At 72.7% G+C, this 9,716-nt stretch carries 8 protein-coding genes and 1 pseudogene; all 9 read right to left on the bottom strand.

Annotated elements, in window-relative coordinates:
• Positions 1 to 129: 3-hydroxyacyl-CoA dehydrogenase NAD-binding domain-containing protein (locus V7793_RS26890; RefSeq protein ID WP_336010872.1), on the bottom strand; the 129-nt coding region annotated here is incomplete at its 3' end.
• 66 nt (positions 130 to 195) lie between these two features.
• Positions 196 to 1,884: an FAD-binding oxidoreductase gene (locus V7793_RS26885; RefSeq protein ID WP_336010866.1), complete on the bottom strand. Its 1,689-nt coding sequence runs from the start codon at positions 1,882 to 1,884 to the stop codon at positions 196 to 198.
• Entirely contained in the window at positions 1,881 to 3,434 is a 1,554-nt protein-coding gene (locus V7793_RS26880; RefSeq protein WP_336010862.1) for a CoA transferase, read from the bottom strand. The genes V7793_RS26885 and V7793_RS26880 overlap by 4 nt, the downstream gene beginning before the upstream one ends.
• Complete coding sequence (locus tag V7793_RS26875; RefSeq protein ID WP_336010860.1) at positions 3,431 to 4,279, bottom strand: oxidoreductase; 849 nt, start codon at positions 4,277 to 4,279, stop codon at positions 3,431 to 3,433. The genes V7793_RS26880 and V7793_RS26875 overlap by 4 nt, the downstream gene beginning before the upstream one ends.
• Positions 4,280 to 4,330: 51 nt before the next feature.
• Complete coding sequence (gene hppD / locus V7793_RS26870; protein ID WP_336010857.1) at positions 4,331 to 5,506, bottom strand: 4-hydroxyphenylpyruvate dioxygenase; 1,176 nt, start codon at positions 5,504 to 5,506, stop codon at positions 4,331 to 4,333.
• 122 nt (positions 5,507 to 5,628) lie between these two features.
• The gene (locus tag V7793_RS26865; RefSeq protein WP_336010854.1) at positions 5,629 to 6,849 is read right to left on the bottom strand and encodes a cytochrome P450; all 1,221 of its coding nucleotides are present in this window, start codon (positions 6,847 to 6,849) and stop codon (positions 5,629 to 5,631) included.
• A gap of 334 nt (positions 6,850 to 7,183) precedes the next feature.
• The gene (locus V7793_RS26860; protein ID WP_173864883.1) at positions 7,184 to 8,173 is read right to left on the bottom strand and encodes a sugar-binding transcriptional regulator; all 990 of its coding nucleotides are present in this window, start codon (positions 8,171 to 8,173) and stop codon (positions 7,184 to 7,186) included.
• A gap of 152 nt (positions 8,174 to 8,325) precedes the next feature.
• Entirely contained in the window at positions 8,326 to 9,012 is a 687-nt protein-coding gene (gene rpe / locus V7793_RS26855; protein ID WP_058047774.1) for a ribulose-phosphate 3-epimerase, read from the bottom strand.
• A 447-nt stretch (positions 9,013 to 9,459) separates the two neighbouring features.
• Positions 9,460 to 9,716, bottom strand: a pseudogene (locus V7793_RS26850) (rRNA cytosine-C5-methyltransferase); the annotation flags it as partial.

Genomic DNA, 9,716 nt, shown 5'->3' with positions numbered 1-9,716 from the left:
CAGCGCCGCCGCGGTCCTCGCCGCCGTCTCGTCCTCGTCCATGAGATGGACGGTCACGCCGTGGCGGCTCACCGCGAGCCCCACGGACGTGCCGATCAGTCCGGTGCCGACTACTGCCATCGTGCGAATCACGGGTTCACGCCCTCTTTCGGATGGAGCCGGTGAAGCCCTGTCCGGCGCGGTGCCGCGCCCGGGCTACGGGGTGGCCGGCAGAGCGATGGACTGCGGGTGCCGGAAGACGTTCCCCGGGTCGTACGCGGCTTTGACCCGCTGCAGCCGCGGGTAGTTGGCGCCGTAGTAGAGCGTCTGCCACGGCACTCCGGACCGGTTGTGCGCGGGGTCGGTGATGTCGGTGTCCGCGTAGTTGATGTAACAGCCGTCCGTGGCCGGGCCCGGGACGGGGTAGCCGCCGGTCGCGGCGAAGACCTCCGCGTAGGACTCGCGGGTCCAGCGCACGTTCGCGTCGTCGTCGGCCCGGTCCGCCCACATCGACTGGAACAGGGCCTTGAAGACGGAGTCGCGCTGGACGGAGGCGGTGTCCCCCGGCCGCGCCGCGTTGATCCGCCCGCCGAAGGACAGCAGCGAGACCATCGAGCCCGGGTTGCGCAGGTCGGTCCGGGTCAGGTGCCGGCGGACGGCGGCGATCTGCCCGTCGGTGAAGCCCTTGCGCATGTACGCGGACTTGTGCGCGCCGCGCAGGGTGGGGTTGACGAGCGCCGCGTTGTTCGTGCCGAGGAATTTCGTGGCGGTCAGCCACGGCAGCCGGCGCGGGTGGAAGAGGTCCGGCATCGGGGGGTTCTCCCCCACCGGGGCGGTCATCGGCCGCGCCGCCCCCTTGCCCAGGGAAGCGGTGACCGAGGCCACGTAGTCGTGCAGCAGCCGCTCGGCGTCCGGCACGCCCGCGTCCATCTGGGTCAGCAGGCTGACGGTGCCGTTGGCCTGGTGGCACAGGGTCAGGAAGCTGCACAGGGAGGCGTAGGGCGAATCGGCACGCGCGTTCTTCTCGTGCCACGCGCCGTAGTTGCGCACCAGGCCGGTGAAGGCCTTCTCGTCCAGCGCGCTCCACGGCAGGGCCAGGGCGCTGACCAGCACCTCCTTCGGCGGGTGGATGAGCTGGCCGGCCGGGTCGGCGCCCCGGGCGCCGGGCGAGCGGAACCAGTAGCGGGTGATGACGCCGAAGTTGCCGCCGCCCGCCCCGGTGTGCGCCCACCACAGGTCCCGGTGCGGGTCGCCCTCCTCGCGCGTGGCGACGACGGCGCGCGCCCTGCCGTCGGCGCCCACGACGACCACCTCGACGGCGTACAGGTGGTCCACCGTGAGCCCGTGCTGGCGCGAGAGCATGCCGTAGCCGCCGCCGCTGACGTGCCCGCCGACGCCGACCGAGTGGCACCGGCCGCCGGGAATGGTCACGCCCCAGCCCTTGTAGAGCGCCTCGTAGACGTCGAGGAGGGTCGCCCCGGCCTCGACGCAGAACGCCTTGCGCCCGGCGTCGTAGGAGACGCCGTTCATCGGCGTCATGTCGATGACCGTCTGCACCTGCGGGTTGAAGACGAAGTCGGCGTAGCAGTGCCCGCCGCCGCGCACGGAGATCCGCTTCCCGCCGTCGACGGCGTCCTGCACGGCGCGGACGGCGTGCTCGGTGGTGGCGACGAGCCGCACCGTCTCCGGCCGGCCCACCCAGCGGGCGTTGTTGCCCACGACGAGGTCGCCGTAGCGGGGGTCGCCGGGGCCGACCGTCACGGCCGGGAAACCGGACCCGCCCGCGGGACTCCCGGCGGGAGCGGCGACAGCGGCAGCGGCGGGGCGGGCGGCGAGTGCGCCGGCGGTGCCCGCCGCGGCCGCCACGGTCCCGGCGAGGAGGGACCTTCTGCTCGGGCCGGTCATACGGTCCTCCTCCCGTCGGGCAGCCACTCGGGCCGGGAGGAGCCGCGCGGCACGAGGACGTGCCGGTAGCCTCCGGGCGTGGCCGACATCCGGACCTGGTCCGTGACGCCCTGGTAGGCGCCGAGCGGGGTGTCGGCGGTGAAGGTCTCGGGGTCGAGGTAGAGGTGGCGGGGGCTCGACCCGGCGACCTGGTGGGCGTAGTCCCGGTCGAAGACGCCCAGGCTCAGGATCCACAGGGCGGCCCGGACGAGCGAGACGTGGACGCGGTAGCTGCCGCCCTCCTGCGCGCGGCGGTTGAGCGCCTCGACGACGCCCACGGTGGTAAGCCAGGAGGTGATGTAGTCGTTGACGACCTGGACGGGCGGCAGCTGGGGGCGCTCGCCGTCGCCTTCGAGGTTCATGATGCCGACGAGGCTCCCGGCCGTCTGGTCGAAGCCGATCCGGCCCGCCCACGGCCCCGTGCGCCCGGCCAGGGAGTTCGTCGCGTGGACGATGCCGGGGCGCGCCGCCGCGGCCTCCTCCTCGGACAGGCCGATGCGCTCGAGGTAGCCGGGGCGGCGGTTGGCGTAGAAGACGTCCGCGTCGCGCAGGAGGGTCCGCAGGCGCCCGGAGCCCCCGGCGGCGTACGGGTCGAGGTAGGTCGAGCGGACGCCGACGTTGGCGCTGATGTAGCTGCGCTCGTGCTCCAGCTCGTCCGGCCGCCACAGGTTCAGCACGTCGGCCCCGTGCAGGGCGAGGGCCCGGCCGACGCCCGCGCCGGCGATGACGTGGCCCATGCCGAGGGCGCGGATGCCGGAGAGCGGCTGGGCCGCACCCGGCGGCAGGGGCTCGGGGTCGCTGTCGCCGATCTTCTCGATCTCGATGAGCGGGGCGTCGGCGAGGACGTCGCGGTACTGCGGCTCGGCCAGGAACTCACGGGTCTCGCGCAGCATCGCCATGACGATGCCGGCGTCGTTGCCGGCCTCCTCCAGCTCGCGGGCATCGCGGGCGGCGACGGCGGCGGCCACCGCGTCGGCGTCGTCCGGGACCCCCAGGAACCGCTGCGCCTCGACCTTGATCTTGGGGTACATGTTCTGGGGCATCATCCAGCGGCCGTCGCGGCTGCGGTAGAAGGCCCAGCCCAGGGCGTTGCTGGGGTTGGAGGACTCGCTGAGGGGGCTGCCGTTGATCAGCTCCCACTTGCGGTCGTAGAACGGGCACAGCCGGTGCGGCGCCACCCGCAGGTCCATGGAGATGTCCTGGCCCGGGCCGCCGCGCAGCCGCCAGAGCTTGGCGACGGCGGCGGACTTCGCGACGAGGGCGATGCCGGCGGCCGCGCCCAGGCGCAGCGTGGAGGGGACGACGGGGTCGGCGCCCTCGAAGGTGATGGCGCCGCCGGTGTCGGCGGCCGTCATGCCGACGCCCGCGAGGACGTCCTCCAGTGCGGCGTGGACGTCGAAGGCGTCGTCGGTCGCGGGCGCGGCGAGGGCCTTCTCGATCCGCTCCGTGAGATCGCCGGTGGCGCTGCGGGTGGGATCGCCGGTGGCGCTGCCGGTGGGGTCGTCGGTCACGCCCGGGCCTCCGCGGTGTCGTGGTCGGTGGACAGGGCGACGTGCCGCCATGCCGCGAGCTCGCCGGTGACGTGCGCGAGCTTGGCCTCGATACGGGCCACGCTGTCGCTGCCGAGCGGCAGTCGCAGCGGGGGCTCGGCGCTGTGCGCGAGGGCCACGACGGCCTGGGCGGCCTTGACCGGGTCGCCGGGCTGCCGGTGGTTGGTCCGGGCGAAGTCGGTGCGGCGGGCGCCGGCGGTCTGCGCGTAGTCGTCGATGGTGTGCGCCGCGGGGCGCAGGCTCGACGGGTCGAAGAAGTCGGTGCGGATCTGGCCGGGTTCGACGACGGTGACCTTGATGCCGAGGGCGGCCACCTCGGCGTGCAGGGCCTCGGTGATGCCCTCCAGGGCGAACTTGCTCGCCCCGTAGATCCCCGAGCCCGCGCCCTGGGCGAAGCCGCCGACGGAGCCGATGTTGACGACGTGGCCGGCGCGCTGGGCCCGCAGGACGGGCAGGACGGCGCGGGTGACCTTGAGGAGCCCGAAGACATTGGTCTCGAACAGGGCCCGGACCTCGTCGTCCGAGGTCTCCTCGACCGCCCCGACCACCCCGTACCCGGCGTTGTTCACCAGCACGTCGATCCGGCCGAAGTGCTCGGTGGCGCGGGCCGCGGCGGTACGGGCCTGCTCCTCGTCCGTCACGTCGAGCGGCAGGACGAGGAGGTTGCCGGAGGCGTCCGGCACGGTGCCCGTGAAGGCGCGGGGGTCGCGGACCGCGGCGACGACCCGGTCGCCGTGGGCGAGCGCGGCCCGGACGAGCTCCAGGCCGAGGCCGCGCGAGGCGCCGGTGATGAACCACACCGTCATGTGATCAGCTTTCTCCAGAGGTGGTACGGGGTTGCCGGTTTCCGGGACGGGTCAGAGGTTGCCGCGCAGGGCCTGCTCCCGCTCGATGGCCTCGAACAGCGCCTGGAAGTTGCCCCGGCCGAAGCCCTTGGCGCCGCGCCGCTCGATGATCTCGAAGAAGACGGTGGGGCGGTCCTGGACCGGCTTGGTGAAGATCTGCAGCAGGTAGCCGTCCTCGTCGCGGTCGGCGAGGATGTTCAGCTCCCGCAGCTCCTCCACGGGGACGCGCATGCCGCCGATGCGCTCGGCGAGGACGTCGTAGTAGGCGCCGGGGGTGGTGAGGAACTCCGCGCCGGCCGCCTGCATCGCGCGGACGGTGCCGACGATGTCGTCGGTGGCGAGGGCGATGTGCTGCACGCCCGGGCCGCCGTAGAACTCCAGGTACTCGTCGATCTGCGACTTGCGCTTGCCGATGGCCGGCTCGCTGACGTTGAACTTCACCTTGCCGCTGCCGTCGCCCAGGGCCTTGGACATCAGCGAGGACAGCTCGGTGGCGATGTCCTCGTCGGTGAACTCCTGGATCTGGGTGAAGCCCATGACGCGCTGGTAGAACTCGATCCACTTGTCCATGGCGCCGAGCTCGACGTTGCCGACGACGTGGTCGATGAGCTCGAACAGCGGCTCGCTCTGCGGGCCGAAGCGCCCGGGGTCGACCGCCTCGTAGCCCGGCAGGTAGGGGCCGTGGTAGCGGGTGCGGTCGACGAGGGTGTGGACGGTGTCGCCGTAGGCGGCGATGCGGGCCAGCACGACCGTGCCGGACCCGTCGGTGAGCTCGTACGGCTCGGCCAGGCCGTGCGCGCCCCGCTCGACGGCGCGGGCGTAGGCGGCGCGGGCGTCGGGGACCTGCAGGGCCACGTCGGTGACGCCGTCGCCGTGGGCGGCTATGTGCTCGGCGAGCACGCGGCCGGCCTCGGTGTGCGGCTGGACCGGCGAGGTGACGACGAAGCGGACGCCCTTGGACTCCAGCACGTAGGAGACGGTCTCGGGCGTACCGGTCTCCGGGCCGCGGTAGGCGGTCACGCGCATGCCGAACGCGGTGCGGTAGAAGTGCATCGCCTGGCGGGCGTTGCCCACGGCGAAGACGACGGCGTCGTTGCCGAGGAGGGGGAACGGGTCGGCGGCAGGGGCGGTGGGAGGGGCAAGAGGGGCGGAAGAGGGGGCCGCGAGGGCCGTGGACGCAGCGTTCATCGGTCGTTCCCGTCTCTTTCGTGGGGGAAGAGGAGTGAGGGTGAAGGGCGGCGGGGCCGGGTGCGGGCGGCGCGGGCCGATGGGCCGGGCGGCGCGGGCCGGTCAGCCGCGGTTGCGGGCGGTCAGCCGCTGATGCGGGACCAGGCGACGGGCAGGGCGTCGAGCCAGCGCACGACCATGCCCTGCTTCCAGCTCAGCTCCTCCTCGGGGACCGCGAGCCGCAGGCCCTCCACGCGGCGCGCGAGCGCGGCGATGGCGACCTGCAGCTGCATGCGGGCCAGGTGTGCGCCGGGGCAGAAGTGGGCGCCGAGGCCGAAGCCCAGGTGCGGGTTGGGGCCGCGCTCGAAGTCGAGCTCCTCGGGCGAGGAGAAGACGTCCCGGTCCCGGTTGGCCGCGCAGATCGACCCGACGACGGCCTCGCCCGCGCGCACGACGGTCCCGCCGAGCTCGACGTCCTCGGTCGCGTAGCGGGGGAACATCGTGGAGGTGTGGAAGGGGGTGTAGCGGATCAGCTCCTCGACGGCCGCGGGCACGAGCCCGGGGTCCGTGCGCAGCCGGTCGAGCTCCTTCGGGTGCTGCATGAGCACGAGCACGAAGTTGGCGAGGGTGAGCACGGTGTTCTGCACGCCGGGGGCGAGCAGGCGCACGGCCACGAGCACGAGCTCGTCCTCGGTGAGCCGCTCCGGATCCTCGTCCCGGGCCTGGATCATGCCGTTGAGGAGGCTGTCGGTCGGCTCGTCGCGGCGGACGGCGACCAGCTTCGCCATATAGCTGTGCAGGTTCCCCATGTATTCATTCATCTTCGCCGGCGGGAGCGACGTGGTGGAAACCACCGCCTGCGACCATTCCTGGAAATCCGCACGGTCCTCGAAGGGAACGCCGAGCAGTTCGCAGATCACCGTGACGGCGAGCGGGTTGATGAATTCGGCCATCAGGTCGGCCGGGGATTCCTTGCGAGACAATTCGTCGAGCAGTTCATCGGCTATCCGCTCGGTGAGCGGGCGCAGCCGCTCGGTCTGCCGCGGGGTCAGGCCGGCGTTGGCGACCCGGCGCAGCCGGGTGTGGTCCGGCGGGTCCATCGACAGCAGCCCGCGGTCGACGACCTCCTCGCCGATCCGCGGCTCGTCCCGGTGGAGCGTGGCCGCCCGGCTGAAGGTGTTGTCCGTCATCACCTTGCGAATGTCGGCGTAGCGGGTGGCCAGCCAGGCCTCGTCCCCGTAGGGCAGCTGCACCCGGCTCAGCGGCTCGTTCTCGCGGAGCTCCGCGTAAAGCGGGCACAATTCAAGTCCGGCCGGCTCGCCGAATGGGTAGGACCGCACCTGGAGTGTCTTGTCGTCATTCACCTTCAGGACGTCCTTTCCGGAAGAGGCTGCGCACGGAAATTGAGTCTGCTGAGGCAAATTTGTAGTGTCAAGCTATCTTGTCTACTGGCGCTATTCGGGTTTGCTTATCTTCGCAGCTGGAATCGGCTGCCGGGGTAACCGGAGATCGCTTCATGACCTCGGTCACACAAAGAAAAAACCGGACTGCCGACCGGTGAAATTACCAATGGAATGCAAAGTTCCGCCCTGCGTTTTCACAACACCGAAATAGGAAAAGGAAAAGCGGGCGGCGTGCCCCCGGCACGCCGCCCGCTCACTCCGTCTCCCGCGGGGTACGGATCCCCGCTCCCGCCCGCTACGCGCCGTCCGGATCCGCCCGGTCCAGCGCCGGACGCGGCCCCGGGCCCGTCTCCAGCAGCAGGTGGTCCGCCGCCGCGGTGTCCGTCACCAGACTGGTGACCAGCCCGGAGCGCAGCACCGCACCGATCGCCGCCGCCTTGCGCAGCCCGCCCGCGATCGCGACGACCTCCGGAATGCGGCGCAGCCGGTCGGCCTCGACCGTGATGCAACGCTCGCCCAGGTCGCGGCCGATGCGGCGGCCCTCGGCGTCGAAGAGGTGCGCGGACATCTCCGCGGCGGCGCCCAGGGAGGCGTAGTGGGCCCGCTCCTCCTCGGTGAGCATGTCGTAGACGGTCGAGATGCCCGGCGCCCACGAGCCGATGGAGACGGCCGCGACGGTCACCTTGTCGAAGTAGTCGAAGGCGCGCGCGATGCCCGTCTGGCCGCGCAGCGCCGCGGCCGTGGCCGGGTCCGGCAGCAGCATCGGCGCGTAGATCGGGTGCGCCTCGCCGCCCGAGACCTGCGCGGCGCGCCGCACGGCCTCCACCGAGCCGCGCTCCGCCGTGCCCGCGTCGTAGACGCCGGTCAGCTGGACGACCGTGCACGGCGGCAGCCGGTGCAGCGCCGCGGCCATGTGAATGGTCGAGCGGCCCCAGGCCAGGCCGAGCACGTCGCCCTCGTGCACCAGCTCGCCGAGCAGGTCTGCGGCCACCTCGCCGAGGTTCTCGGGGTCGGGCGCGTCGTCCGCGGCGTCCGCCGGCGACTCGACGACGACCGCGTGGCGCAGGCCGTAGCGGGCGCGCAGCGCGTCCGAGCGCTCCGCGTCCAGCTCGGCCGGGACCCGGATCTCGATCCGCACGAGATCGCGCTCGAGCGCCGTCTCCAGCACCCGGGCGACCTTGAAGCGGCTCACGCCGAACTCCTCGGCGATCTGGATCTTCGATTTGCCCTCGAGGTAGAAGCGGCGGGCCATGGCCGCCGCCTGCACCAGCTCGGCGGGCCCCATCGGCGTGGCTGAACGGCCCGTCGACACCACCGTCTCCTCACTGTTTTCATGCTGTTCGAGCTTGGACTCCACCGTCATCCTGTCAGAAACGGCGGTCCTTGATCAGACCTTGACCTTCGCGCTCAGCTTTTCGGGCGAGCGCGGCACCCCGCTCAGTGCCCGCAGGCCCAGGCCGCACCGGCCGTGGCACGCTCCGCCTGGGCGCGCAGAGCCCGTACGGTCGCCGCCGGGTCCTCCGTACCGTAGACGGCGGATCCGGCCACGAACACATCCGCGCCGGCCTCCGCGCACCGCTCGATCGTCTCCGCCGAGACCCCGCCGTCGACCTGCAGCCACATCTGCAGGCCGTGCCGCGAGATCAGCTCCCGCGTGCGGCGGATCTTCGGCAGCATGATGTCCAGGAACGCCTGGCCGCCGAAGCCGGGCTCGACGGTCATGATCAGCAGCATGTCCAGCTCGGGCAGCAGGTCCTCGTACGGCTCGATCGGCGTCGCCGGCTTCAGCGCCATCGAGGCCCGCGCCCCCTTCGCCCGGATCTCCCGCGCCAGCCGCACCGGGGCGGCCGCGGCCTCCGCGTGGAAGGTCACCGAACCCGCGCCGGCCTCCACGTACTGCGGCGCCCAGCGGTCCGGGTCCTCGATCATCAGGTGGCAGTCCAGCGGGGTGTCCGTGGCCCGGCTCAGCGACTCGACGATCGGCACGCCGAGGGTGAGGTTGGGGACGAAGTGGTTGTCCATGACGTCGACGTGGAGCCAGTCGGCGCCCTTGACCGCCTCGGCCTCGTCGGCGAGCCGGGCGAAGTCGGCGGACAGGATGCTGGGGTTGATCTGCGCGGCCATGCCTTAAGCCTGCCATGTCCGCCGAGCGGCGCTGACACGGGCTCCACCGGTGCGGCGCCCCTGCACCGCCGCGGCTCTCCCCGGGCCCCGGCCCCGGGGCCGGAATGAAGAGGCGGTGCCTCTTCGGCACCCGCTCGCAGCGGCGGGCCGAAGCGGCGCGGCCGCTGCACACGTCTCCGCCGCAACGGCGATCAGCCACCGCGGCGCGGACCGGCGGTGCCACGACCACTCCACCGCGGGCCACGGCCTGAGGCCGGTCCGGCACCGCCGGACACCACCATGGGGGGTTGCGCACCGCAGCGGCGGTACGAAGAGGCGCAGGCCTCTTCCGGCACCCGCCGGGCGGCGGGCCGAAGCGGCGCGGTCCGGCGGCGCCCGAGCCATGGTTGTGAAGAGGCTTCGCCTCTTCGGACCCGCACGCCCCGGGCGTACCCCGCAAGCCCGCCGCTAGGCGGTGCGGCGGAGGAGGGCCAAGTACATCGCGTCCGTGCCGTGGAGGTGCGGCCACAGCTGGACGTCGGGGCCGTCGCCCAGGGCCGGGACGCCCTGCATGTACGGACGCGCGTCGATCCACTCCGCGCTGACGCCCTCCCGCTTGAGCACGTCGTCGACGACGGCCTTCGTCTCGGCCGGGTGCGGCGAGCACGTCGCGTACCCCACGACCCCGCCGACCCGCACGGCGCGCAGCGCCTCCCGCAGCAGGT

It is taken from the genome of Streptomyces sp. KLMMK (assembly GCF_036961605.1).
Lineage (GTDB): Bacteria > Actinomycetota > Actinomycetes > Streptomycetales > Streptomycetaceae > Streptomyces > Streptomyces telluris.
Note: the sequence above shows the minus strand (reverse complement) of the source record. Positions and strands in the feature narration are given on the sequence as shown.

Coding starts and splice junctions, on each gene's coding strand:
- V7793_RS26885 (WP_336010866.1), bottom strand. CDS start 1,884: ATGACCGGCCCGAGCAGAAGGTCCCTCCTCGCCGGGACCGTGGCGGCC.
- V7793_RS26875 (WP_336010860.1), bottom strand. CDS start 4,279: ATGACGGTGTGGTTCATCACCGGCGCCTCGCGCGGCCTCGGCCTGGAG.
- hppD (WP_336010857.1), bottom strand. CDS start 5,506: ATGAACGCTGCGTCCACGGCCCTCGCGGCCCCCTCTTCCGCCCCTCTT.
- V7793_RS26860 (WP_173864883.1), bottom strand. CDS start 8,173: ATGGGGCCCGCCGAGCTGGTGCAGGCGGCGGCCATGGCCCGCCGCTTC.
- rpe (WP_058047774.1), bottom strand. CDS start 9,012: ATGGCCGCGCAGATCAACCCCAGCATCCTGTCCGCCGACTTCGCCCGG.